This is a genomic window from Exiguobacterium sp. s80, from assembly GCF_018618725.1.
Classification (GTDB): Bacteria; Bacillota; Bacilli; order Exiguobacteriales; family Exiguobacteriaceae; genus Exiguobacterium_A; species Exiguobacterium_A oxidotolerans.
Map to the genome: position 1 here is coordinate 760152 of NZ_JACSMP010000001.1, position 25381 is coordinate 785532.

The window sequence follows — 25381 nt, forward strand, 5'->3', positions numbered from 1 at the left end:
AACGTGAGTTTAATTTCGGAGTCCAGCTAGTAGGAGTTTTAGAAATCAACAAGTTAATCAGGCTGCCCTTACACAGTATTTTATCCGTGTAAGGGCAGCCTGGTTTTTGTTGGATACATTCTTCATTGGAGTGAATGAAATAAGCGTTCACCTATTTATTTTTTTATCATTTTAAGTTCTTCTTAATATACGTAATGATTTTACGAAGTTCAGTAGCAGTAGGACGACCAAACGGGCTAGTTTGCCGTTGCTGATAAAGAAGAGATCCTGTTTCATCAACAAGGAAATAAGCCGGCTCACCATGTAATCCATGATCCTCATAAGGTGAATCTTCACCGTGGTAATAGACGTCAAAGTCTTTAAGGACCTTCAGCTCTTCATCGGAGAGTACAGGGAAGGACAGTTGCTCTTTTGAAGTCATTTCCGACAAATTTTTTAATTGATCCGTCGCAATCGTAATGAGATCGACGCCATGTTTATCAAAAAAGCCTTTATTTTCTTCAAGTTCCTTTAAATCTGCGACACAAACAGGACACCATGCCCCTCTAAAGAAGATGATTAGCTGCCAATTGTTGTCTTGTTTTTTCGATGAAGGATAGTGATAATCTTCACCTGTTGTAGAAGGGAGCGTAAATGATGGAATATGTGTACCTAGTTGGAATGTACTCATTGTATTCTATTCCTCCTTAATGTTAAATCTACTTATTACCTTACACCATCTGTAGCAGAAAGGCTGTAACTCTGCTTACAAAACGTCTTTTAAATTTAAATCATGATTTAATTCGGAAAAAAGTTTAAAACCTGATAAATCAGGATATAATTACTTAATACGTATAGTATATGAGGATAAAGAATTTTATGTAAAAATGACCCAAATCTTTTTTTTTACCATTTATCTTTAATTCTTACTATTAATATTTAGAATTAATTGTCAATCATTCCATTATGTACATTATTAAAAAACTTCTCCATGTATAAAACAGACGGTTGTACACGGGAGAAGATTTAAGCTAAGGAGACCACCCACTTGACTACATTTCTTTCAAACGAAAAAACACTCTCATCCACCCATGTCCTGGAAGCCTTAAAAACAAATGTCGCCATGATCCGGTTTGACATACAACGCCGTGTCGTCGACGTCAATGATCTGTTCGCGAAGACGATGAAATACCGACGCGACGAAATGATTGGGATGCACCATCATCTGTTTTGTCCACCGGAATTCGTCAACAGCCCTGCTTACCAGGAACTTTGGAATAAGTTACTGAGCGGTTTCAGTGCCGCCGACAAAATCAAGCGGATTGATTCGCAAGGCAATGCGATTTGGCTCGAAGCGACGTATATGCCGATTTACGAAAATGACCAGGTCGTAGGCGTCGTCAAGATTGCGTCAGACATTACGGCGCGTCAGGAAACGATTGCAGAATATGCAACATCCTTCGAACAAATCGCGACACATCTCGATGAGCGTTCGCTTCAAGGAAAGCAGGAAAGTGAAGAATTGAAGCGAACGATTGAAAAAATGGCGACGGACGCCAAAAACAATTTGCAGACGTTAGCGAACTTACAGGCACAATCGTCGGAAATCACAAAAATCGCGGGGACGATTAAAGAGATTGCCGCCCAAACGAACTTGTTGTCTTTGAACGCCTCGATTGAAGCAGCGCGCGCGGGTGAACACGGGAGTGGATTTAACGTCGTTGCGATGGAAGTCAGAAACCTTTCGAAACTCGTCGAACTCGCCGTCGTCAACGTCCGAACGACGACCGATGACATGAACAAGGAATTAAGCCGGATTGAAACCGGGATTACACGGGCGAACGAAGATGCCTCGTCAAGCGTCCGCGTCATGGAAGAGACGTTAAGCCGGTTTGATACAGTCAGTCATGCGGCCGAGACCTTGAATCAAACTTCGAAAAAATTCACGACCATTATCTAAACGATTCGTCAGGAGCGAGGAAGCGGCTTCTGATTTTTTTTAGGAGACCGTTCTGAAAATCAAGTATAATGAAAAGAAGGGACGAAACGATTGCACGTCAGGTCGTTTTTTAAAGGACGTGAAACTTGTGAAAAATCAATACATCCTCCTCTTGTTTCTCCTTCTAGCAGGAGTTTTTCTCTACATCGTCTGGATCAACCCGAGTCTCAGGGCGAATGAAATTCATGTCGCACTGGACGGTGACGATGTACAAGACGGATCCCGGAAAAACCCGGTCCGGACGCTAAAACAGGCAGCGGCGTTAGCAAAACCTGGGACGACCGTTTATATCCATGCCGGCGTCTACACGGAACCGCTCGTCGTCAAAAACAGCGGGACGAAGGCGAAACCGGTCGTCTTTCGACCGTACCGGAATGATGAAGTCATCTTAAGCGGGAAAAAACTCAAGTCGCAAGATGGAACAACGGCGCTCGTCACGATGGACGGGAAAGCCTACGTGACGATTCGCGGCTTCATCATCGAGGACATCAAAACGAAGCGTGCCGATGAAACGATCATCGGCATTTACCTGATGGGACCGAGCCACGACGTGACGCTCGAGCAAAACACCGTCCGCCGGATCGAAACGTCGTCGAAAGACGGAAACGGACATGGGATTGCCGTCTACGGGACGGAACCAATGCATAATATCACGCTTACGAAAAATCGTGTCGAAGATTGCCGGCTCGGTTCGAGTGAATCAATTGTCTTAAACGGGGACATCCGACGCTTCACCGTCAAAGAGAACCGGGTCAGCCGAAATGATAACATCGGAATCGATTTGATCGGGCACGAGGGCGTCGCGACGAGCGGAACAGATTACGTTCGGGACGGAATCGTCACCGGCAATATCGTCCACGACATCTCGTCCTACGGGAACCCGGCTTACGGGGACGCGTATGCTGCCGGCGGGATATACGTCGACGGCGGGAAAAATATCGACATCATCAACAATACCGTCTATCGAAGTGATATCGGAATCGAAGTGACATCCGAGCATCGCGGAAAATATGCTGAACAGATTAACGTCGTCGGGAATACAGTGTATGAAAACAACTACACGGGCATCGCGATTGGCGGCTACGACAGCAAGCGGGGCGGGACACGACAGACGGTGATTCAACAAAATGTCCTTTACCGGAACGATACGAAGGGCGAAGACGGCGGACAACTGTTGGTCCAGCACTATGTGGAAACGACACGCTTCGAGGAAAATACTGTGACGGCGGGTCCGTCCCGCATCATGATCGCCAATTACGTGTCGAGCGGTTCGCCGAATCAGTTCGCACGCAACGTCTATGAAAAAGAGTCCGGCAAGACGAGTGACTGGATTTGGAAAGAGGACACCTTGTCGTTTACTGCATTTAATAAACAAGTCAGTGATGCGACGTCACTGTATACAGATCCGTTATATGTCAATGCCGAAGATCATGACTTCCGGTTAAAAGAAAATTCACCCGTCTTGAAACTCCGTAAATGATCGCATCCATCATTTAATCACTTAAATCGATGCGGAAGAAGGAAACGAAGCGATTGTGTATAAATAGAAAGAAGTGAACGGTCAACTATTTGCGATAAGAAGTACGTTTCACAGGAAAGACGAATCGCTTGGCCGAGGAGGAACATTGTGAAAAAGTCCATCTTAGCATTCTTTTTACTGACACTGATTGGTTGCGTCGGCTATGTCGTCCTCAACCGGGGACCGGACGTCGCCTATGAAAAAATGGTTCAAGCAAAAGTGACGCAATATGTCCAAAAACAATATGGAAAAGCACAAATCGTCGAGGTCCGTCCGGCATATGCTGATACGGACGAAAGTAAGGAGCGGCGCCACCAAATCGCCGTCAAGCTGAAGGCATACAAGCAGGATCAATACATGTTGTACCGCTTAAAGAAAAATAAAGTGATTGAACTCGGACTGACAGAGACGTTGCCGATTCCAAAGCAATGAATCACGAAACAGGCATGATGGCCGCGAGCCATCATGCCTGTTTTGTGTATGGATGCGATTAACCTGCGTCTTTCAACTCTTGATACGGATTGACCCGTGCCGCGATTTGCGCCGGCAGCAGTGAAGCGATTGTCCCGAACAGGATTGGTAAAGCAAGCGAGACACCGATCAAGAGCGGTTCGTCCCACGGGACTAAATCATAGAGGACGTAAATCGTCAGATAGGAAATGCTGAGACCGACCAGCCCTGCGACGAATCCGATCAGCATCCCTTCGAGCAGAATCAATTGGCGGATCGAACGATTTGTCCAACCGACAGCTTTGAGGATGGCGAGGGAGACGCGGCGGTCGGTGACGTTTTGCCACATGATTTCACCGGTCGTCAAGATGGCGATCGTGATCGCGACGCCCATCGTCACGTAATGCATCGGGCCGACTTGAAGCGCGACGAACTGGCCGAGCCAGGACGTATAGAGGACACCTTGCAAGTGGAACGTCACGAACAGGAAGAACGTCAACAGTGCTGTCGGTAACGCAATCGACAGAATCGACAACGCATTACGTTTCCATTTACCGAAGATTTCCTTTAACGCCAGTGTAAAGATCGAACGCAGACCCAGTTTGATGTGTGAGGATGCGGCGTATTCACCGGTCTTGATCGCTTCGTACGGCGAAATCTGACGAATCGTCCAGGCGGACCAGGCAGCACCAGTCAGGTAGATGAGTAAGCTGAATCCGGCGATCAAGACGAGACTCAGTACGTTCATCGTCTCATTGCGGACATACGAGAAAATACTTTCGACGAGCAGGGCGACGAGCGAGACGAAGCCTGCGAGCAGTACGGCTTCAATCATGACGATCCGGTAAAGATCTTTCGTCCGCCAGCCGAGTGCGAGCAAGACAGCGAACTCTTTCCGGCGGGCAAGCATCGAGACGTAGCTCGTCGCGAGGACATACACGATGGCGACGGCAAGCATCGCGAAGATGACACCGGAGAAGCCGACGCTCGTCTCACGGAAAATCGTCATCGTGGCACCGATGTGGATCCACGGCTGTTCAATCCAGCCGAGTGTCTTCCCGTCATCAACGACTTTCGTCACGACCGGTTGCGGGGAGGAGCCTTTCGTGATCGTCGCGACGAGACCGGTCTCTTGTTCAATTTGTTTTTTCACGTCTTGCAGCAGTTGTTCCGACTGTTCGCTGACGGTCGCTGCTCCTTTGACTTTTAAACGAATGGATGAAATCGCTTGTTTCCCGTTAATTGCTAAGGCGCTGTCAAGCGTCGTCAGGATATTCGGTGAACTGGTCAATAGACCAACTGGGTTTCCTGACGTATCAATCGGTTTAGCCGGATTGATTGGTTTTCCTTCGGCATCAAGGACAAGATCAGCGGACGACGGACGATATGTTTCCATCGGTAATTCGTTGAGCGGATCTTTTGAGACGTTGATTTTGCTCGGATCATATAAACCGACGACATTAAATGATAAGTATGGGAACGCAGTGTCTACTTCACCTGGCTTTGGCTTGTTTATTTTTCGACCACTCGATTCAAGTGACCGGAATCCATGTTCAGGGAAATAATTTTTCCCATATGTCCAATTTTTAATTTGGATGGGAGCGGAATTTATCTCATAAGCCGTAGTCCAACGGGTTGGATAAGGACTGTTGATCGTTTTGAACTGGAGCGGACCTGATGTGTAGAGCAATTGTGCCCCCTCTAACTCATCCGTGCCTAAGGCAGTAGCGTTCGTTTTTTCTATCAATTGTTGTAAATACGTTTTTTCTACTTTAGACATCGGGATTGTGAGATGTTGAATGACTTTAGCAGCATACGTAGTAAGGGCAGAGTTAGTAATGGAACGTTTTGGTTGTTTTTTAATCAATTCATCAATCAGCTTTTGTTGATCTTGTTCTGTTACAAAAGGAGCATCCAATCGTTCAATCGTGTATTCATAATTGCCTTGATTAAAGGAATTCGGATTAATGAGGACGGGAATGATATGTTCACCCGGGTTGTTTCCAGGTTTATGGTGATCAAGGTTAGAGAAATAACGCGATTTATTTTTTGAACTGACACTTTCATCCAGTCCGACCAGTCGCGCTTCTTCGACCGGATCGATGGCGACGACAAGGGCAGGATTTCTTGCGTTGGCATCTTGAAAATATTCAACTGGATTCGCCGTAAAGGAGGCATTTTGAGGAACAGGGACTTTTGTGCCTTGTGCAATATGGATGATTTCTTGCGATTGCTGCTCTTTCGTAAAACCATTTTGAATGTAATTCGTCGTCGTCAAACGATATATGCCTGGTTTTGTCGGAAACTTTAACGCTTTTTTGTAAGAAACACTCGAATTCGCGTACCCCATCACAGCAATCGGTGCGGCAATATCAACTTCCTTCATCTGCTTGATGTCCTCATACTGTTGAAAGGAAATCCCACCGTTGATGCCGTTCAAATAGTTCGGCTCAAGCAGGTCACTCGCTTCGGTCGCCATCTGGCTGCCTTTCGGTCGGACGACGATGTCGTAAGCGGACGACCATTTTTTCTGTAATGTCTGTTCGACCGTACCTTGACTTGAATCGGTCAGGTTGAACATCAAACTGAGTCCGGCACTGATAATCAGGGCACCGACAAGCGTTAAAATGAATTTAAAGCGTTGCCGGCGCCAGTGGTTCAAAACGAAACGTAGCATCTGGATCCTCCTTGATGTTGTAATGAGTAGCGAGGTGAGCTTTGGAGCATTTGGTAAAGGCCGATAAGAAGAGCTGTGATGTCTCGTTTACCCGCTTTGGATTGTCTTCTTACGACGATCTTCGATGATTTGCCCGTCCTGCATGAACAGAATCCGGTCCGCCCGTTCAGCAAGTGCCACGTCATGGGTGACGAACAAAATGCCGCACTGCTCTTCCCTGTGCAGGTCAAGCAACAATTGAAAAATTGTCTCGCCGGTGACGGAATCAAGATTTCCGGTCGGTTCATCGGCAAGGATCCAGCGCGGGCGACTGATCAGCGCCCGTGCGATTGCGACCCGTTGCTGTTGACCCCCGGACAGTTGGGCCGGTAACGCGTGTTGTTTTTCAAGCAAGCCGACTTTCTCGAGGATCTGGGCAATCCGTTCTTCTTTGTTGAAGTCCGTTTTTTGTTTTAAGAGCGGGACGAGCACGTTTTCTTTGACCGTCAACGCAGGCAGAAGGTGAAACTGTTGAAAGACGAAGCCGATTTCCTGTGCCCGGAAGGCGGAGAGGCGGTGATTTTTCCAACGGCTGATGTCTTGGTCGTCGTATTCGATTTGTCCGGATGTCGGACGGTCGAGTGAACCGATCATACTGAGAAAGGTCGACTTGCCGGAACCCGAGGCACCGACGATTGCCGTCACTTCGGTGGCTGAGAACTGGCACGTGAGGTCGTTTAAGACGAGTGATGGACTCCCATCTAATTGAAACGCATGGGAGAGGTGATTAACGGAAATATCCATTCGAACGCTCCTTTTACAAAATAAGGTAATTCAACTATAAAATTATTTAAAAATTTTGTCTATTGTTCTTTTTATCAAAATTAGGCGAGAATACGCCTACTTCTAAACGAAGTGAAAGTGGGAGATGAATCGCCAGCCTGCTTTTCGGGTATATTCCCTTTGAAGGAGGTGAACATCATGTTGACTCACAAGGCCTACAAATTCAGAATCTACCCGACAGAAGAGCAGGAAATCCTGATCGCGAAGACCATTGGTTGTTCGCGCTTTGTCTTCAACCACTTCTTAGCGAAGTGGGATGAGACATACAAAGCGACAGGGAAAGGACTGTCCTACGGGTCTTGTTCGAAAGAACTCCCGTCGTTGAAGCAGGCGTTCGACTGGTTGAAGGAAGTCGATAGCACGTCTGTGCAAACGAGCGTCAAACATCTTGCTGATGCCTTTGACCGCTTCTTCAAGAAGCAGAACGAACGGCCCCGCTTCAAGTCAAAGTGCAATCCCGTTCAATCGTACAAGACGAACATGCAAGGCAAGTCTCAACTTCCAGAAGTCTCGATCGTCGGCAACAAGTTAAAACTCCCGAAGTTGAAATGGGTGCGTTTCGCCAACTCGAGGCAGGTCGTCGGACGCATCTTGAACGCGACCATCCGGCGGAACGCTTCAGGAAAATACTTCGTCTCCCTGCTCGTCGAGCAGGAGAGCAACGAAATGCCGAAGACGGGCTCATCCGTCGGCGTAGATGTCGGGTTGAAGCACTTCGCCATCCTGTCGGACGGCACGGTGTACAAGAATGACCGTTACTTCCGCTCGCTTGAGAAGAAGCTAGCGCGCGAGCAACGTAAGCTCTCTCGTCGTCAACGGTTGGCCTTGGACAAGAAAGTGAAACTTTCCGAGGCGAAGAACTATCAGAACCAGAAGCGCAAGGTCGCCCGCATCCACGAAAAAATTGCCAACAAGCGAACCGACTTCCTGCACAAGGTATCGACCGAAATCGTCAAAAACCACGACGTCATCGGGATCGAGACCTTGCAGGTGAAGAACATGCAGAAGAATCGCAAGTTGAGCAAGTCCATCTCCGAGGTCAGTTGGTCGGAGTTCTTCCGCATGCTCGGATACAAGGCGGCATGGTACGGGAAGACCGTCGTCAAGGTCGCCAAGACCTTCGCCTCTAGTCAACTGTGCTCCAGTTGCGGACATCAACACAAAGACGTGAAACATCTTGGTTTGCGTGAATGGACATGCCCGAGTTGCGGGATCCATCACGACCGGGATGTGAACGCAGGACTGAACCTCAAACAAGAAGCTGAACGCCTCTTAGCTTCTTCAACCGTCGGGACGACGGGGTTAGCCTGATCAATTTTCGACCGTTAGGTCGGATCACTCAGGAATCCTCCACCTCTAAGCGAAGCGTAGGTGGAGGTAGTTCAATATCGGGTTAAAAACTGAGACAGCCTTGTCTCGTCAGTGCCTGCTGTTTATGCGTAGTATCCTTTTTGATACTTAACCACATTAATGTGCCTACTTCTCAGTTCACAAACAGGACTTTATGATAAGAGAGTAAGAGACAGAAAAAACAGGAGGTTGTAAAAATGAAGTGGAGTGTACGAATTATTCAAGGTGTGTTAGTAGTTGGCTTTTTATTATTTGGATTTATGAAACTGAGTGCAGATCCGACAATGGTCGACTCGTTTGAAAACGTGTACGGCTATGGAACAGGGTTCATGTATTTTGTTGGAACAATTGAAGTGGTAGCAGCCATCGGCTTATTGATTGGTTACTGGAAAAAGAAACTTATTCCAGTCTTCAGCGGGCTACTTGTACTCGTCATGGCAGGCGCCGTTTTGACACACTTAAATGCAGGACAAGGCATGGCAGTCGCAATGACACCGTTGATTTTGCTCGTCTTGGTAGCATTTGTATTCGTCGGTCAAAAGAAAGTCAATAACGGAGCGAATCAATCGGCTGAACAAATTTCATAAAGTATAGGAGAGTGACACGGCTAGCACCGTGCACTCTCTATTTGTTTAGTGAGAAATAACAAGAAACTATGTTGACGTTCAATAACGTCAACAGTGTGTTTCGCGGGATGCAACAGGTGGTTCCGCCTGGTCATGTCGGGAATGCGGAAGAGATCGCGCATGCTGTCCTGTTCCTCGCGACGGATGAAGCGAGCCATATCTCAGGCGTCGGTCTTCCGGTCGACAGTGGCGTCACGGCAAGATAACTGAGGATACATCAAGGCACTGTTAATGCGACAGTGTCTTTTCTTAATGAAATATTTGGTCAATAAGTAACAGAGGTTGTGATCAAAAGAATTTATTTACAAAAAAAGCGTTACAATGGAAGGGGGAAATGACAAACGAAATGAGTGGATGATTTTGCTTCAATCATGGAAAAAACGATTGATTTACGGAACGGCTGGACTAGCAGCAGCTGGATGTGCGAGTGCATTCTATATCGGCGCGCATCCAGAAGAACCAAAAGCCAGTTCTTACCCGATCATATCAAAAGATGTCACGACGATGACGTTTAAGCCGAACGACGGTCAGGTCATCTTGCTGTCCGGAAGCGACATCAACCGTTATAAAGAAACACAGGATGATCCGCAAGAGCCGGCACTGATGACGACATTATCAAAAACGGGAACAGAATTAAAGACGGAAGCGATTGCTGATCCAGATTTGTATCGGATGGCATTTTCACAAAAAGGAACGGACCTGCGGCATATTTATATCCATCACCCGGACGGTATCGAAGCGGACCACTTTTTTACGTATGACTTAAAACGAGGGACGTTCAAGAAACACGAGGTGCCGAATACAGCGATCACATCCGTTGCCCATTACGGGAAAGATGCCTGGGTCACATCAAACGCTACAAAGCCGTCGGAAAAGATTCAATTAATCAACGTCCGGACGGACAAACGGTATCCGATTGAAAACCGGTTGATGCCAGTCGTTGATTCACCGATCCTTGAACTGAATCAGACGATTGCTTACGCCAACAACGGTACCGAGGATGATCAAGAAGGGGCGGCCGGAATGGTCCTGCTCGACCAGACGACCGGAAAATCACGCGTCATTCGAAAAGATGTCGAACCATATGCCTATACTGCTTTATACGGCGCTAAGGACACAGCGTATTTTGCAACGACCGACGGCATGATGATCAAGCTGAAGACGGACGGAACGATGCAGCAAAAGTCATTTTCAGTATTAGACGGTGCTAGTTACTCGTCGACGACACCGATGCGGATGATCAACAAACAGACTGGTTATCAAATCATCGGCACCGGTGAAAACGATACGGATCAACGGTTCGTTAAGTGGACGTTCGGACAAGCGTTCCGGGTTGAACCGGTCCGACCTGATTTTTGGAAGCCGGGTAACTATTACCGTTACTTGTACCGGAATCCGTATAAGAAGACTTCCTACTTCACGGAAACGGACATGTCATCTTCTGGTGAATACCGGTTGATTGTCACGGACGACCAGTTAAAAACGTTACGGACGATACCGATTGATGGAGAAAAAGGTGTGGACTTTGTGATTGATTAACAGCAGAAGGAGTGAGGGAAATGGCTTTTGAAGAGGTGTATTTGACGGCAATTCAAGCACGGTTCCGCGCGGTCCGGGAACCGGCAGAGCAGGCACTCGGTTGGCTGAACGAGGAACAGTTTCATCAGACACTGGCACCGGATACGAACAGCGTCGCCCTGTTGATTCAGCATATGACGAACAATATGACGTCACGCTGGACCGATTTTTTGACGACGGACGGCGAAAAGCCGGACCGCGACCGGGACGCTGAGTTCATCGACCAGGGACATGACAAAGCGACGTTACTGAAACTGTGGGATGGCGGCTGGCAGCTTGTCGAAGCGACGCTCGCGTCCCTGACACCGGACGATTTGGAACGGACCGTTTTGATTCGTGGGGAACCGCATCTCGTCGTCGACGCGATTGAACGGCAACTCGCACATTATGCCTATCACACCGGACAGCTGATTTTTTTAATGAAGATCCTGCTCGGACCGGACTTCAAGCCGTTGACGATTCCCTTGCCGCATCAACGGAATTGAATAAAACAGACCTGCCTCTCTGATTTAGGAGGCAGGTCTGTTTTTATAAGATATCGCGGACTGGTTTCGTTGATAATGAGATGATAAAGATTCGTTCCCCTTTACTAAGTTTCACGTCTTGGGGTGCATCGAGTTGATCCATTTGATTTCCGCGCATTGATTGATGAATGCTTGATTGTTCTAACATCAACACTTGATAGTCAGAGCGAAGGAGTGTTTTTTCACGGAACGAGACACTACTGTACAGAAAGTCTTTCAGTTCTTCGGATTGCTCAGACCACGTTTGCATCGTACCATCCAAATCATACATGAACGATCGGTAACCTTTCGCGGTATCGAACTGTTCTCCTAGTTTCAGTTTCTTTCCCTCATATTGGCCAGGTTGAATTACTTTCGTAAACCAGATTTTTTGTTCACCAGAATGGAAATATTCAGTTCCGGTCAGATAAAGGGGCTGATTGGACTGACCAGAAATGGTATAGGTGAATTCAGTTTCATTAGGATTCTTATGTTCTTTAGACTCATCCATCTTTAACGTTAACGGCAATTCAATCGGTTTGACGACTTTTTTCGGCACAGCCTCTTCCGAACTGCAACCGGCAAGTAAAAGTGCCGATAATGAACAGACGAGCATTTGTTTCAACATCCACTTCACGTCCTTCGTATGTAAATAAAGTAAGTATAAAAGGATTGGATGTTATTTACAATCAGAAAAGTGTTAACGGAAAGGGGGGATTTGCGTGAAAAAACGATTTATTCTTTTCCTGTCGCTTGGACTGTTCGGTTGTTTAGCGACCTGGAACCAGGAACAGGCAGAGGCGACCGCTTCCAAAAAAGTCCTGTATGTCGCGCCAGCCGGCAAAGATACGAATTCCGGTTCGTTGAAACGACCGCTCAAAACACTGAAACGGGCGAGTCAGCTTGCGAAAGCCGGGACGACGGTCTATCTGCGTCAAGGAACGTACACGGAAGCGTTGACAGTCCGGTACAGCGGAACGAAACAGGCACCGGTTGTCTTCCGGAATTACCAAACGGAAAAAGTCGTCTTAAGTGGGAAGGCGTTGAAGAAACAGGACGGGGAGACGACGCTCATCCGAATCGAAAACCGGCAGTACGTGACGATTCAAGGACTGGTTGTCGCAGACATCAAGACGACACGAAACGATGAGACACCGATTGGGATATGTATCACCGGGACAGGACGGAACATTCAACTGATCGATAATCAGGTTCGCCGCATCCAAACGAATGCGAAAGGCGGCAATGCCCATGGGATTGCGATTTACGGAACCGGTCGCTTGAAGCAAATCACCGTCCGTGGGAATCGTGTCGAAGACAACCGGCTCGGGGCGAGCGAAGCGCTTGTTTTAAACGGCAACATCGACGGGTTTTCCGTCACGGACAACATCGTCCGTCGTAACGATAATATCGGCATCGACTTGATTGGCTATGAGGGAGTCGCGACAAACAACTCGGAGGATTATGTCCGTAATGGAGTCATTTCCGGGAATCACGTCTCCGACAGTTCGAGTTACGGCAATCCGGTCTACGGCAAGGACTACAATGCGGCGGGGATTTACGTCGACGGTGGGAAACAGCTGACAATCGAACACAATACCGTCGAGCGAAATGATATCGGGATTGAAGTAACAAGTGAACATGCGAAGAAGTATGCAGAAGACATTACGGTCCGCGGCAATCTGGTTAAACAAAACCGGTTTACCGGCATTTCGATCGGCGGATACGATAAAAAGCGCGGTGGAACGAAACGGGTTCGGATTACGGACAATCAAGTCACCGGTAATGATACGAAGGGACTTGAAGGCGGTCAGCTGCTCGTCCAACATGATGTCCGCGATAATCGGATTGACCATAATGCATTTACGACAGGGCGGGATAACCTGTTTATCGCGAACTTCTTCAAAACGAGTTCCGGCAATCAGTTTGACCACAATACTTATCAATTAAAAAAAGGAACAGCGAAACGGTGGATTTGGTTGGATCACGAGTACCGGACACAGGCATCATTTGAGCGGGCAGTTAAAGGAGGACTTAATAAGTGAAGCGAGCAGGGATTGTGTAGCACATGGAGAAATGGAATGGGGTAAGCGAACGAATTTGGAAAAGGAGCGATTGATATGAGTCAGGTGCAAGTGTTACAAATCGAGACCGTCATCCGACGACCCGTCGCCGAAGTCTGGACGTACTGGACGGAATCGGAGCACATCAAGGCATGGAATGCGGCATCGGACGATTGGCATACGACGGAAGCGACAAATGATGTCCAGGCAGGCGGTCATTTTTCCAGTCACATGGCAGCAAAAGACGGCAGTATGGGGTTTGATTTTTCCGGTGTTTATGACGATGTCGTCTTGAACGAAAAATTAGCCTATACACTGGACGACGGACGGCACGTGACGGTCTTGTTCGAAGCAAATGGGGACGAAACGAACGTCGTCGAAACATTTGAAGCGGAGTCGGCGAATCCGCCCGAGATGCAACAAGCGGGCTGGCAGGCGATCCTTGACCGCTTCAAAGAATATGCGGAACAACAGTGAAGCAGACAAAAAAGCCCGTTCCTAAGCAGGAGGGCTTTTTCTTTAGAGAAAAAATCGATTTACTGCCGTACTTGAACCAATGTTTCCCCGCAATTTTGACAAATGGAATCGAGTGTCTTCGTACAATCTGCGCAATATGTACAATTGTGCGAACAATGATACGTCACTTGGTTGTCTTTGAACTCCTCTGCGCAGCGGGTACACGTCGTTGCCTGCATCGGTCTCACCTCACTTTTCTTCTTTACCTATCTTTATTTTACAAAATGGAGTCACGGTCCGACAGATGGTTTTCCTTGTTTTCAAGTAGCTTCGCCTAAGAATCAATGGTAATTTAAAGATATGTCTTCATAATATTAGGAGGGTTAAAAATTGGACGAAATTGATTACGCCATTATCCGGGCGTTGCAGGAAGACGGACGGATGTCCTGGACGGAACTCGGCAAAACGGTTGGCCTTTCAACCCCCGCCGTCAACGAACGGGTCAAGAAGTTGGAAGATCGGGGAGTGATTGAAGGATACCGCGCCGTCATCAATCCCGTCGCGATCGAAAAAACAATCATGGCGATTTTGATGTTCGAGCAGACACGCTGTGCGGCGTTCATCACGTTTTGTAAAGATCATCCGGATGTCGTCGAGTGCCACCGGCTCGCCGGGACGTTTAATTTCATGGTCAAACTGTACACGCCGACAGTCGAGACACTCGAAGCGTTTATCGATGCTTCGATGGAATACGGAAAACCGTCGACCTGGATTCGTCTGTCGTCGCCGGTTGCGTTTAAGGCGTTTACGGTCGGGGAAGGGATTTTGATATGAACGTTTCTATCCAAGAACGAATCGAACAACAAGTCGGTGTGATCGATTCGGTCCATCCCGTTCCCGAGCAGGGGGGAACAGCCATCGTCTACTATGTGAAAACGTTAGGCGGTACCTATATCCTCAAGCAGGCAAGCTTACCCCGATACCGCGAGTGGTTGGCGCAGGAAGCGACAGTGATGCAGACGTTCAAGTCAAAACACATCATTATCCCGACTTATATTGATTATATCGAAGACGCGCAACAGGATTATTTACTGATGTCCTACATAGCCGGTGAGACGTTGACAGCGGCACTAGCGGGTGCTTCCGAACTGCAACGTCTTGAGCTGATTCGTGCATTCGGACGGTTCCTCAGACAGCTTCATACGAGCGGGACTAGCCCTACCCATTCTTCAAAAGACTGGCTGGGCAAACAGCTGCTTCAAGCCAATCGCTACATTGAACAGGGCTGGACAAATGGTTCACGCGAGTTGCTTAACGCATTATCCACCAAACAGCCGGAACCTGTTCCAGCGACGTGGATACACGGGGATTGTACGACAGACAATCTATTGGTCCGAGACAACGAAATCGTTGCTTTCATTGACCTAGCTGGAATGAAGGTCGGCGATTCCCGCTACGATGAAGCCTTGGCGACACGATCTTTTCGGAAGGATATCAAGATGTTCGATGCGTTCTATTCGGGATATGGATTTTCACCAATCTCAGAAGAAACATTCCGCTATTTCGATGACGGATTGTATGAATTTTATTGAACCGTTTGAAAAGCAAAAACGGCTATCTTCTGAAAATTAAGAGGAGATAGCCATCTTGATTATTTTTTCTATTAAGTACAACACCTTGTCGCTTGATCGACCTGATCTTGCGAAATCAGTAATTGATCGCCCTTGACTATAAACTCAATGTCATTGGCTTTTAGCCGTTTCCGTTTGAGCCGGTGTATGTTCACCCCATGGAACAGTTTTCGGTTGCTCAGCAACACATCCGGCGAGCAATAAGGTTCTCATCATGAAATCATCTCCTGTCAGTCGGTTCGTGAGTTCTTGTTAAAGAACAACCGTTTTAATTGCAGTCCGTCGCTTGGAAAGCCACTGGTCAACCGGATTGGAATCAGATTAAATAAAATGAAAATGGTGGACAACTGAATAAACGGTGGAGCCAACAGATGCATGACCGGACTTGGAAAGAGCTGACTTAATCCGGCAACGAATGTTCCAGCTATAAAATTGGCGCAAATCCCGCCAAGTAACAAGGCAGCTCTTTGTCCACGGTGAAGCGGAACCGTTGGAGGATGTGGTTGATATAGGCCTTCCCATATCTGCTTTCGAGCGACGGAAAAATGACCGATGCGTAAGAAGGGTTTTCCTTTCCCGATCGAAACTGATTTTAGATTCAGACCAATCAGGCGGCCGACGAGCGCATGCCCGTATTCGTGCAGAATCAGACTCGGAAAGTAAAAGGCAAGCATGATTAGATTAAACCAAAGTAAACCCATGTTCTTCCTCCTCTCGTCCATAAACATAGCAAAAAATGGATGTTACAAGCAACTTACATAAGTGTCATCGATTCATTTAGACATTAATAAAGGAAATTCGTTTTATGAACCTGTTAACTGATTCCAATTTGCCAATTCGGACCTTTCCGGGCAACGTCCAATTTCCTGCAAAATCATCTGTCTGTACCACGGGTGAGGATCCAGTGTTAGCAAATATGATGAATTTGCGCGGATGCTTTCCGGTAAAGGATTTACCGTCATTGTGCCGGAGCTAATTTTGCATGACAGCCACAATGCGCTAGGTGCGTATTTTGACCAAGGAATCGTCGAACAGCACTTTTGGGAAGTCGTGTTTCAAAGCATCGAAGAATCGGACACGCTCGCAAAACAGCTGAACGTTCCAAGAGAGGACATCATTTGGCTCGGCGTCTCGATGGGAGGATTCATCGCGAGCGGTGCAGCGGCTAAACAACAGGGAAGCGCAGGATTGATTAACATCAACGGGTCTGGTTCCTTCCTCTTTTCGGAACAGCTTTTACGAAGCCGCGACAAAAGCACGACGTTGTCGACTTCAGAAGAACAACGCCTGAGAAAGTATGATCCCTTGTCGCAAGAGCAGGTGACGCCGACCTTATTGTTACATGGAGAGGACGATGAGGTCATTCCGATTGCGACACAACAGCATTTTGTGCAACAAACTGTCTCAACTACAAATGATTTGACGTTCCTCAAATATCCATTGATCAACCATACTGTCTCAGATGACATGATTGCAGACGTTTTAAACTGGTTGGATGAGCGTTTTTAACAGTTCAGAAAAACCGGACTCCTCTTCAGGGGCCCGGTTTTTCTTTAGAAGCGGTTGGTTATAAGGGCTGTTGCACCGAAGATGGAAGCGAGAGTCGCCAACATGAGGCATTCCCCACGGTCACCGTAAAATCTTTTCGAGCGCTTTTCCTTTTGCCAGTTCGTCAATCAGTTTGTCGAGATAGCGGATCTCGCGCATTAAGTCGTCCTCGACGTCCTCGACCCGGACGCCGCAGACGACACCTTTGATGAGTGATCGCCGTTCCTGCATGTCTGGTGCTTCCGCAAAAAAGGTTTCGAAGGTCGTCGCATCTTGCGATAACGTCGAGAGCTGTTGTTCCGAGTACCCGGTCAACCAGCGGATGATTGTATCGACTTCCTGTTTCGTCCGACCTTTCCGTTCCGCTTTTTTGACGTAAAGCGGATAGACACTTGGGAACGCCGTCATGTATAAGCGGTGTTGCCCCATTTTTCTCACTCCTTATGATTCGTATATTTTACATCAAAAAAAGCGCGGCACTACGTTGTCGGACACTGCTCGTGATACAGCTGTTTGATTTGTTGATATATCTGGTCCGTCGATTGTGCGGCATCGATCCGGATGACAGGTGACCTTGAAAGGATCATCTGGAGCTGATGTTCTGCCAATGTCCCAATCTTGGCAGGGTCCGTCTCCGTCAAATACGTCCTGCACCAATCGAGGAAATCGTTTGACTTTGAAAAATCGGGATAGCGTGCCTGTTCCCGTTTGATTAACCGGTTCATCCGTGTTTCTTCGTCCAACGTTAAAAATACGAGCAGCTCGCGGTCCGGGAAGCCGTATGGATTCCATGAAAAGATGGAACCGGAGACAATGTACTGTTGATGGCGTTCGATGTCCTGTGTATATAAGGTATACCGTTCGTCGACCGACCGTTTTTTGGTGAACGTTTGATCTGCCCATAAGTAGCGATCGCTATCAATCCAAGGTATCCTTTCTTGTTGCCCGATCCACTCGCTGAGCGTGCTTTTGCCGGTGCCGGATCCACCGATGATTTGAATGCGCATGTTAGAAGTTCTCCAAAAAAATATAAATCTTGTTTTAAATTAAAACAGAGAGGCTGTCAATGATTGAGCGGTCAGGAAATGACAAATGTATCGCGAAGCTCGACAATCGTCCCTTCCGGTGCTTTTAATTTACTGAGGTGCCCGTCGACGACGAAGTAGATGTTTCCGCCGTTTTTCGGCAGGAAGGTGACACCGCGTTGTTCGAGCCGTGCGACTTCCGCCGCTAAATCGTCGACGTATAAAGCAAAATGAACGGGACCGGACGTATGTTTCGTATAAGGCGTCAAGGTCTCGTCGACTTTGTTCGTCTGGAGTTCGATATAAAAGTCGCCGAGCTTCAGCCAACTGTTGAACGCACGTGTATGAAAGTCAGGTGATTCCTGGACGAGTTCGAACCCGAGAGCTTCATAAAAGGATTTAGAGGCCGCGTAATCAGCCGTTTGGATACAGAGGTGATGGATTTGTTTCAACGTAAGGACGTCCTTTCGAAAACGGACCGCAACCGGCGCTCCGTTGTTTAGTCTATATGTCAGTTTAGCATAGTTTAAACCGTTTCAATGCAGACGAAAAACTCCACCCGTTCAAGAAAAGAACAAGGTGGAGTAGCGGTTACGGCGTGACGTCGATGACATGAAACGTAACATCCTGACCGTCCGAAACGGAATAGGCAATCGTCCTATTGACGTAAATCGGTTTAGACGTCGTGTCTTCCATTTCGGTCAACGGGGCGACGGTTCCGCGCGTTAAGTCGGCATAGAGGAGCTGCGACGTGTTTTCACGGAAGATTACCCGATCGCGGGACAAGAAACGAAACGCATCGACGGTCGAATGCCGATCGGATAATTCATAAGTGAAGTCGGATTGTTTTGAATCAAGCGGTAAAAAAGCAGCGTGTCCTTCTTCACCGGTTGCGACGTAATCGGCACCGTACTCGAAATCAATCAACCCATCAATCGGTCGTTGGAACCTGCCGTCATCACTCGCAAGGCGCGAGGTTTTAGTCCCGTCCTTGAACGTGCGGGTATGAATCAAGCGTCCGGCGTCGCCCGACCGGAAATCAAACGGTAAGATGCCGTCCTGTTTTCTTTTGGTTAGGTCATACTGTTCGTGTACGATGATTGTATCGGCGGCTACATCAAAGGACTTCATCAGCGTTGTCGTCTTCTTCGCGGTCGCGTCATGGATCAGCCAGGAGAGGCGGGTCGTTGAAGCGTCAAGCACCGGGATGGAGGCGTCGAAGCGGCTGATCCCTCGGTCAAGCAGATCCTGTTTTCCGTTTTTAAGATTGAAGCTATGAATCGTCCAGGCAATCCCGTCTTCTGCCGGCGCTGACGCGACCCAGAACAGGTAATGGGACACACCGGTCAATGAGCCAATCGGCTGATCGACCGTCTGGATGACTTCGTTCGTGTTCGACCCCGGGGTATAGCAGTAGATCGTACTGCTGACCTTGTTTTCGTTCGTCTGGATGAAGTGCGTGTAGTAAATATCGTGTTCATACAGATACTCCGTGGCAACCTGGACCGTCTGCCCGACAAGAAAAGGCGACAGGTTGTATGAATGCTTCGTACCGACCGAGACCAGTGTCTCCTTTTTTTAGTAGAGTGAAAATTGTCAATCAGATGAAAAACGATACCAAAACGTGTAGACTGGTGGAGTACCTAATTATTGTAACAGATGGACGGTTTATCCAATTTTTTTCTGGAGGTTCAGGTAAATCGAATATTTACATTCAGCAAGGAGTGCATCGAAATGGCAAGAACATTACGGAAATCAGCGACGGACAAATCAATCCAGGGTGTCTGCGGCGGACTTGCGGAACAGCTTGGGTTGTCGTCATTCGCCGTCCGCTTGATTTTTATCTTTATTCCACTGCCCGTCAACGTCATCATCTACATGATTCTTGCGAATGCGATGGCGAGTCCACCACGGACGTTATGACACGAGTTTTAACTAAAAGGGAGGCAACCAAGATGAACAAACAGAACCGCGCGTCATCCTTAGCAGCGCGACTGATCGCGATCACAATCGGCGCCTTGATTGGAGTAACAATCATGTACAGCGTACAAGGAGAGTTCAACTGGAGTGTTTTTCTCGGATTCGTCGGCGGAGCACTCCTGTTAGGGGGCATCAGTGCCGTAGTGGCCCGTAAGAAGCGGCACGCGTAACTGGTTAAAATAAGGGGGAAAAGAAATGAGTTATTGGATTTGTACGACCTGCGGGGTGCAGACGGATGAGGAGGCGGTTCAACCAACGACCTGCCGGATTTGCAGTGATGAACGGCAATACGTCAATCCGGACGGACAATCGTGGACGACGCGTGAGGCGATGGTCGCGTCCAAGAACTACCGGACGACGGTGACACCGGAGCAGCCGGGTCTGATGAGCCTCGTGACATCACCACAATTCGGAATCGGACAAACGGCGTATCTGGTCGCCGGGGCAAAACGGCTGTTGTGGGACTGCATTACTTATCTCGATCAGACCGTGATTGATGAAATCAACCAACAGGGGGGACTCGACGCAATCGCCTTGTCGCATCCGCACTACTATGCGACACAAGTCGACTGGGCGGAAGCGTTTGACGTTCCGATTTATATCCACCAGGCGGACGAACAGTGGGTGACGCGACCGAGCGATCGGATTATTTTCTGGTCCGGCGACCGGCTGGAACTGGCAGAAGACCTCGTCCTGCACCGGGTCGGTGGTCATTTTGACGGAGCGACGGTCCTTGAGTGGACGCAGGGAGACGCGGGACGGGGTGTCCTGTTGACGGGCGATATCGTCCGTGTCGTCGCCGACCGGGCATGGGTCAGCTTCATGTACAGTTACCCGAACCTGATTCCGCTGCCGGCAACGACGGTAGCGCAGATGGCGTCGCAACTCAGCCCGCTTTCGTTCAACCAGTTGTATGATGCCTTTCACCGCATCGTCGAGACCGACGCGGCAGGTGCGGTCGCGCGGTCGGCCGCGCGCTACATCGACGCGTTAGGCGGCACGGATGATTAACGGCCTGTACGAAGCCCATCTCCCGGTCCGGAATTTAAAACAATCGATTGCCTTTTACGAAGGGCTCGGGCTGACGCTCGATCATATCGTCGACGACCGGTTGGCGTTCCTCTGGATTGTCAAAGAAGAAAGTTGGCTTGGCCTCTGGGTCGCGGATCAAGTCGAACTCGACTACCACCCGTCCATCCGGCATATCGCCTTTCATGTCGAACTGGAGGCATTGACGGATGCCGTCGATTGGCTGACGGCGCGCGGTTACACGCCACGAAAAGCGTTCGGGTTCGAACCGACGGAACCATTCGTCATGGCACTGGCGCACCACGCGCACGCGAAGATTCATTTCAATGATCCGGACGGGAACAGCCTCGAGTTCATCTGCCCGGTCGACAATCCGCACCGGATCACGGGTACGATGTACTGGAGCGACTGGTTATATATGAACGCTCAAGCAGAGGAGGAGACCGATGAAACAAGCAATCATCTTTGATATGGACGGAACGTTATTTCAGACGCACCGGATTTTAGGACCGGCTTTAGACGTGGCGTTCACCCGGTTACGGCAAGCAGGGAAATGGCATGACGCAACACCGCTTGATACATACGAAGCGATCATGGGTGTCCCGTTACCGCAAGTCTGGGCGACGCTCTTGCCGAACCATCCGGAGGCGGACCGAAAGCTGATGGACGACTGGTTTCAACAGGCCTTGATTGAGCGGATTCAAGCAGGACAAGGTGCCTTGTATCCGGAAGCGGTGACGGTATTGCAAACACTCCGCGCTGCCGGACACGACCTGTATGTCGCGAGTAACGGATTGCCGGCATATTTAGCGGCGATCGTCGAGCAGTTTGCGTTAGACCGTTACCTGACCGGCGTTTATAGTATCGAAGACGTCGATTCGCTCAACAAATCCGAACTCGTCCGGATGATTCGGACGAAACACGGATTACAGTCGGGTGTCGTCGTCGGCGACCGACAGTCGGACTTTACGGCAGCGAAAGAAAACGGCTGGCCGGCGATCGGCTGCCGGTTCGATTTTGCACAGGAAGTGGAGCTCGCGACGGCCGAGTATATCGTCGATGACCTGCTGGCGATTACGAAAATCGTTTAACGGGACATGTCGTGCTACCTCATCATGAGTTCGTCTGAACATATAGGCAGAGGAGTCGCCTTTTCGCAAACAGTTGCCGTATGATGAGACGGAATCTGTTTGTAGTTAGAGGAGGCACGTCATGTTAGCAATTATCATTGGTTTAGCGATCGGCATCATCGTTCCGGTGCAGACGAGCGTCAACACGCGGCTGCGTGGAGTTGTCGGATCACCGTTTACGGCATCCTTCATCTCGTTTAGTATCGGGACGGTCTTTTTAGTCCTCTTGACCCTGATCGTCGAAGGGGACTTCACATTGAACGAAGCCCTCTGGACGACGGAACCCCGCTGGATTTGGTTCGGTGGTGTTCTTGGGGTCATCTTCTTGACGGGAAACATCTTACTCTTTCCAAAACTAGGCGGGGTCCAGACGGTCATCATGCCCATCTTCGGACAAGTCATCATGGGGCTGTTGATTGACCATTTCGGATGGTTTGATTCAGCGGTCAACCGGTTGTCGCCGACCCGGTTAATCGGGGCCGTGCTCGTCCTGCTTGGTGTCGTCGGTACTGTCGCCTTAGGCGATTGGTTAGCGAAACGCCGGCAACGCGGACAACAGGAAACGAAGAACCTTGCGGAAGTCAACCTGACCGGTTGGCGTTTACTCGGCATCGTAACGGGGACGATGAGTGCGATGCAAGCAGCGATTAACGGGCATCTCGGAAGTGTCCTCGATTCAGCGATTAAAGGGGCATTGATTTCCTTCGTCATCGGGACGCTGACGTTGCTGCTCGTGTTGTTGCTCGTGCGACCGAAGCTCCAAGTGGACCGGACGGCGCCAAAACCGTGGTGGATGTTCATCGGCGGTCTGATTGGTGCGACGTTCATTGCCGGAAATGCGTTCATCGTCCCGCTCGTCGGCACCGGCGTCGCCATCATCATCGTGACGATCGGTCTGTTGACGGGGAGTCTCTTGATTGACCGGTTCGGTTGGTTCGGGGCAGCCCGGACGCCGGTTACCGGCGTTCAAATTCTCAGCTTGCTCGTGATGATCGGCGGAATTGTTCTGATCCGACTATAAAGTAAACGCCTTTCGAGATTCTTTTGAATCCCAAAAGGCGTTTTTTGTTACTTCCTTACACAGACACCTGCATTAAAACCGTGACGCAAAACTTCAACAAGACCGATTTTTTCATAAGTTACCCGATTCATGACATTTGGGAATTAAATAGCTGGTCGCGTGTCCCGAAGCGCAACGCGAGTTTTAACAGGAAAACGTTTAGAATCAGTAAACCGATCGATAACAGAATCAGGAACAGCGTATTGATGAAGAATAATCCGCTGATTTGACCGATGATTAATCCGATGAACGGTAAGATGATGATACCGCTCAAGTTTTGTGCTTCCTGGTACGTACTGACCCGAGTCGAGATCAATAAATTAATTAACGCCGTCGTCAATAAAAGAATCGGTAACAGCAAGAAGAGTAACACCCACCACTGGGTCGAGGGAAAGCTGACTGAAAAGCCGTTGACGGAAATCAAAGTGTTGATGACGAGCAGATTTATCAAAAAGCAGACGGCGGAAATCAGGTAGGATGAGGCAATCGAGATCAGCAGCTTGCCGTAAAACAAATCACGGATGGTGATTGGCGAAAACAGTAGGCTTTCTAATGTATGCTGTTCCTTTTCACTGACGAAACTATTGGCAGCGATGACGGAACATGTAATGACCGGAACTAACAAAAATAACGTCACGAGCGGATAGTTTAGGAACAAATAAAGCAATTGTTCATTAAACGTCAGTGTCAGGACATCCGGACTGGCCGTAGTCGCCAAAAAACGATTCAGTAAATCGAGCACTTCCGGGTCGGTTAACGTGGACGGATCAAGCTCGATGATGAACCAGGAGAATCCGATCGGAAGAACGAGCCCCATCAAGACCGGGATGATAATCAACGTAAACAGCAAGATCTTTTTTCGAAAGAGTTGGATGCTGTCTTTTTTAATCACGGCAAGCACGAGTGGTAAATTCATTTCGTTTCACCCCTTAACTTAAAATAGACACCTTCTAAATCACGGTCGATTACTTGACACTCATACACCGCGTAGCCCTGATCAATGATTTGTTTCAAAAAAGGACTGATGCACGTTTCGTCTTTAAACGATACTTCAATCACGTCAGAAGCAACAGGTGCAACAGCTGTTTCGAACATCGTGTGGACGGAACCTGGTGGAAGGTTTGTCCGGATTCTGACGCGAATCGCAGTTTGGTGACGCTTCAGTAAGTCCGCGAGTGTCCCTTGATCGATGAAGCGGCCTTGTTCGATGAAGATGTAGGAGTCACAGACACTCTCCAATTGGTAGAGGAGGTGCGACGTGATGATGATGGTCGTTCCCTTCGTTTGATTCACGGACCGAATCATATCCAGGACCTGGCGAATGCCGTCGGGGTCCAGTCCATTCGTCGGTTCATCCAAAAATAAAATTTCCGGGTCATGCAGCATTGCTTTAGCGAGCGCGAGTCTTTTTTTCATACCGGTACTAAACGTATGGACATAGACATCGCGGACATGGGTCAAATCAAACTGGTTCAACAGTTCAAGCAGATGATTTTTATTTCTGACACCATATAAAGATGCATAAAAAGTTAAATTTTCAAGCGCCGTCATATCAGGGTACAATCCCGCACTTTCGGTGACGATGCCAGCTTTCGTACGAAGGGCTTCAATCGGCTGATCATCATAATGGACCGTGCCATGCGTCGGGGAGATCACACCGTTCATGATTCGAATCAGTGTTGTTTTCCCGGCACCGTTCGGACCGATCAAGCCGACTACTTTTCCACGCGGAATCGTGAACGACATATCTGATAAGACAAGCCGATCACCAAACGTTTTCGAAATGTTTTGTAATGTTAGCATCTGTTGTATCCTCTCATGTTCTGAATTACTAAAATGTATGGGCATTGCCGAATGAATTATTGTCCTATGTTTCTATTTCTAATTTTATCCAATTCAAGCGGTTTTTCCAACTGAAATCATTAATTCGTACATATAGTTCAATATGTAGCCAAA

Annotated in this window: 31 protein-coding genes; 19 read left to right on the forward strand and 12 right to left on the reverse strand. The window is 48.4% G+C overall.

The window, feature by feature from the left end; translation table 11 throughout:
• Positions 1–166 precede the first annotated feature (166 nt).
• Positions 167–670 carry a peroxiredoxin family protein gene (locus KNP94_RS04020; RefSeq protein ID WP_214769222.1) on the reverse strand — a complete coding sequence of 168 codons (504 nt, stop codon included), beginning with the start codon at positions 668–670 and terminating at the stop codon, positions 167–169.
• Positions 671–1027: 357 nt separating this feature from the next.
• Here KNP94_RS04020 and KNP94_RS04025 point away from each other — a divergent pair, with 357 nt between their 5' ends.
• From KNP94_RS04025 to KNP94_RS04035, 3 genes are all read left to right on the forward strand, one after another.
• Entirely contained in the window at positions 1028–1939 is a 912-nt protein-coding gene (locus KNP94_RS04025) for a methyl-accepting chemotaxis protein (protein WP_215115289.1), read from the forward strand.
• 127 nt (positions 1940–2066) lie between these two features.
• On the forward strand, positions 2067–3458 hold the full coding sequence (locus KNP94_RS04030) for a right-handed parallel beta-helix repeat-containing protein (protein ID WP_215115290.1): 1392 nt from the start codon (positions 2067–2069) through the stop codon (positions 3456–3458).
• 147 nt (positions 3459–3605) lie between these two features.
• Positions 3606–3929: a hypothetical protein gene (locus tag KNP94_RS04035; RefSeq protein ID WP_088837084.1), complete on the forward strand. Its 324-nt coding sequence runs from the start codon at positions 3606–3608 to the stop codon at positions 3927–3929.
• Between the two features lie 58 nt (positions 3930–3987).
• Here KNP94_RS04035 and KNP94_RS04040 read toward each other — a convergent pair whose 3' ends face one another.
• On the reverse strand, positions 3988–6624 hold the full coding sequence (locus KNP94_RS04040; RefSeq protein ID WP_215115291.1) for an ABC transporter permease: 2637 nt from the start codon (positions 6622–6624) through the stop codon (positions 3988–3990).
• 87 nt (positions 6625–6711) lie between these two features.
• Complete coding sequence (locus KNP94_RS04045) at positions 6712–7407, reverse strand: ABC transporter ATP-binding protein (protein WP_215115292.1); 696 nt, start codon at positions 7405–7407, stop codon at positions 6712–6714.
• Positions 7408–7584: 177 nt separating this feature from the next.
• Between KNP94_RS04045 and tnpB the strand changes: the two genes are divergently transcribed.
• The 5 genes from tnpB (at position 7585) to KNP94_RS04070 (ending at position 11485) form a co-directional block, all read left to right on the forward strand.
• Entirely contained in the window at positions 7585–8757 is a 1173-nt protein-coding gene (gene tnpB / locus KNP94_RS04050; RefSeq protein ID WP_215115293.1) for an IS200/IS605 family element RNA-guided endonuclease TnpB, read from the forward strand.
• Positions 8758–8993: 236 nt separating this feature from the next.
• Entirely contained in the window at positions 8994–9383 is a 390-nt protein-coding gene (locus KNP94_RS04055) for a DoxX family protein (protein ID WP_215115294.1), read from the forward strand.
• Positions 9384–9451: 68 nt separating this feature from the next.
• Positions 9452–9628 carry an SDR family oxidoreductase gene (locus KNP94_RS04060; RefSeq protein WP_214894335.1) on the forward strand — a complete coding sequence of 59 codons (177 nt, stop codon included), beginning with the start codon at positions 9452–9454 and terminating at the stop codon, positions 9626–9628.
• 148 nt (positions 9629–9776) lie between these two features.
• Positions 9777–10961: a hypothetical protein gene (locus KNP94_RS04065; RefSeq protein ID WP_251132565.1), complete on the forward strand. Its 1185-nt coding sequence runs from the start codon at positions 9777–9779 to the stop codon at positions 10959–10961.
• 20 nt (positions 10962–10981) lie between these two features.
• The gene (locus tag KNP94_RS04070; protein WP_215115295.1) at positions 10982–11485 is read left to right on the forward strand and encodes a DUF1572 family protein; all 504 of its coding nucleotides are present in this window, start codon (positions 10982–10984) and stop codon (positions 11483–11485) included.
• A gap of 43 nt (positions 11486–11528) precedes the next feature.
• Here KNP94_RS04070 and KNP94_RS04075 read toward each other — a convergent pair whose 3' ends face one another.
• Positions 11529–12131 carry a hypothetical protein gene (locus KNP94_RS04075; RefSeq protein ID WP_215115296.1) on the reverse strand — a complete coding sequence of 201 codons (603 nt, stop codon included), beginning with the start codon at positions 12129–12131 and terminating at the stop codon, positions 11529–11531.
• A 94-nt stretch (positions 12132–12225) separates the two neighbouring features.
• Between KNP94_RS04075 and KNP94_RS04080 the strand changes: the two genes are divergently transcribed.
• Both KNP94_RS04080 and KNP94_RS04085 read left to right on the forward strand, forming a co-directional pair.
• The gene (locus KNP94_RS04080; RefSeq protein ID WP_215115297.1) at positions 12226–13548 is read left to right on the forward strand and encodes a right-handed parallel beta-helix repeat-containing protein; all 1323 of its coding nucleotides are present in this window, start codon (positions 12226–12228) and stop codon (positions 13546–13548) included.
• Positions 13549–13623: 75 nt separating this feature from the next.
• Positions 13624–14043 (forward strand): SRPBCC domain-containing protein, encoded by a 420-nt coding sequence (locus KNP94_RS04085; RefSeq protein WP_215115298.1) that lies wholly within the window; start codon positions 13624–13626, stop codon positions 14041–14043.
• 59 nt (positions 14044–14102) lie between these two features.
• On the opposite strand, the gene KNP94_RS16110 is transcribed toward KNP94_RS04085, so the two are convergent.
• Positions 14103–14261: a DUF1272 domain-containing protein gene (locus KNP94_RS16110; protein WP_215115299.1), complete on the reverse strand. Its 159-nt coding sequence runs from the start codon at positions 14259–14261 to the stop codon at positions 14103–14105.
• A gap of 151 nt (positions 14262–14412) precedes the next feature.
• Here KNP94_RS16110 and KNP94_RS04095 point away from each other — a divergent pair, with 151 nt between their 5' ends.
• The gene (locus KNP94_RS04095; protein WP_215115300.1) at positions 14413–14856 is read left to right on the forward strand and encodes an Lrp/AsnC family transcriptional regulator; all 444 of its coding nucleotides are present in this window, start codon (positions 14413–14415) and stop codon (positions 14854–14856) included.
• Positions 14853–15614: a phosphotransferase gene (locus KNP94_RS04100; protein ID WP_215115301.1), complete on the forward strand. Its 762-nt coding sequence runs from the start codon at positions 14853–14855 to the stop codon at positions 15612–15614. The genes KNP94_RS04095 and KNP94_RS04100 overlap by 4 nt, the downstream gene beginning before the upstream one ends.
• Positions 15615–15883: 269 nt before the next feature.
• On the opposite strand, the gene KNP94_RS04110 is transcribed toward KNP94_RS04100, so the two are convergent.
• Positions 15884–16354 carry a site-2 protease family protein gene (locus KNP94_RS04110; protein WP_214845679.1) on the reverse strand — a complete coding sequence of 157 codons (471 nt, stop codon included), beginning with the start codon at positions 16352–16354 and terminating at the stop codon, positions 15884–15886.
• A 232-nt stretch (positions 16355–16586) separates the two neighbouring features.
• On the opposite strand from KNP94_RS04110, the gene KNP94_RS04115 reads away from it, so the two are divergent.
• On the forward strand, positions 16587–17162 hold the full coding sequence (locus KNP94_RS04115) for an alpha/beta hydrolase family protein (protein WP_215115302.1): 576 nt from the start codon (positions 16587–16589) through the stop codon (positions 17160–17162).
• A 120-nt stretch (positions 17163–17282) separates the two neighbouring features.
• Here the strand turns inward: KNP94_RS04115 and KNP94_RS04120 are convergent, their stop codons facing one another.
• From KNP94_RS04120 to KNP94_RS04135, 4 genes are all read right to left on the reverse strand, one after another.
• A complete protein-coding gene (locus KNP94_RS04120; protein ID WP_215115303.1) occupies positions 17283–17630 on the reverse strand; it encodes a DUF2200 domain-containing protein in 348 nt (115 codons plus the stop codon).
• A 50-nt stretch (positions 17631–17680) separates the two neighbouring features.
• Positions 17681–18208 carry a P-loop NTPase family protein gene (locus KNP94_RS04125; RefSeq protein ID WP_215115304.1) on the reverse strand — a complete coding sequence of 176 codons (528 nt, stop codon included), beginning with the start codon at positions 18206–18208 and terminating at the stop codon, positions 17681–17683.
• A gap of 71 nt (positions 18209–18279) precedes the next feature.
• Complete coding sequence (locus tag KNP94_RS04130) at positions 18280–18678, reverse strand: VOC family protein (protein WP_088837102.1); 399 nt, start codon at positions 18676–18678, stop codon at positions 18280–18282.
• Between the two features lie 139 nt (positions 18679–18817).
• Entirely contained in the window at positions 18818–19576 is a 759-nt protein-coding gene (locus tag KNP94_RS04135; RefSeq protein WP_215115305.1) for a hypothetical protein, read from the reverse strand.
• Between the two features lie 384 nt (positions 19577–19960).
• On the opposite strand from KNP94_RS04135, the gene KNP94_RS04140 reads away from it, so the two are divergent.
• The 6 genes from KNP94_RS04140 (at position 19961) to KNP94_RS04165 (ending at position 23386) form a co-directional block, all read left to right on the forward strand.
• Positions 19961–20149 (forward strand): PspC domain-containing protein, encoded by a 189-nt coding sequence (locus tag KNP94_RS04140; RefSeq protein ID WP_088837104.1) that lies wholly within the window; start codon positions 19961–19963, stop codon positions 20147–20149.
• A gap of 32 nt (positions 20150–20181) precedes the next feature.
• Positions 20182–20376 (forward strand): LPXTG cell wall anchor domain-containing protein, encoded by a 195-nt coding sequence (locus tag KNP94_RS04145; RefSeq protein ID WP_088837105.1) that lies wholly within the window; start codon positions 20182–20184, stop codon positions 20374–20376.
• Positions 20377–20401: 25 nt separating this feature from the next.
• Positions 20402–21217, forward strand: coding sequence for an MBL fold metallo-hydrolase (locus KNP94_RS04150; RefSeq protein ID WP_215115306.1), 816 nt, complete (start codon positions 20402–20404; stop codon positions 21215–21217).
• Entirely contained in the window at positions 21210–21704 is a 495-nt protein-coding gene (locus KNP94_RS04155; protein ID WP_088837107.1) for a VOC family protein, read from the forward strand. Before KNP94_RS04150 ends, KNP94_RS04155 begins: the two co-directional genes overlap by 8 nt.
• Positions 21682–22326 (forward strand): HAD family hydrolase, encoded by a 645-nt coding sequence (locus KNP94_RS04160; RefSeq protein ID WP_215115307.1) that lies wholly within the window; start codon positions 21682–21684, stop codon positions 22324–22326. The genes KNP94_RS04155 and KNP94_RS04160 overlap by 23 nt, the downstream gene beginning before the upstream one ends.
• 121 nt (positions 22327–22447) lie before the next feature.
• Positions 22448–23386, forward strand: coding sequence for a DMT family transporter (locus KNP94_RS04165; protein ID WP_215115308.1), 939 nt, complete (start codon positions 22448–22450; stop codon positions 23384–23386).
• A gap of 127 nt (positions 23387–23513) precedes the next feature.
• Here KNP94_RS04165 and KNP94_RS04170 read toward each other — a convergent pair whose 3' ends face one another.
• Complete coding sequence (locus KNP94_RS04170; protein WP_214769166.1) at positions 23514–24341, reverse strand: ABC transporter permease subunit; 828 nt, start codon at positions 24339–24341, stop codon at positions 23514–23516.
• Positions 24338–25228 (reverse strand): heme ABC exporter ATP-binding protein CcmA, encoded by an 891-nt coding sequence (gene ccmA, locus KNP94_RS04175; RefSeq protein ID WP_215115309.1) that lies wholly within the window; start codon positions 25226–25228, stop codon positions 24338–24340. Before ccmA ends, KNP94_RS04170 begins: the two co-directional genes overlap by 4 nt.
• Positions 25229–25381: the final 153 nt, after the last annotated feature.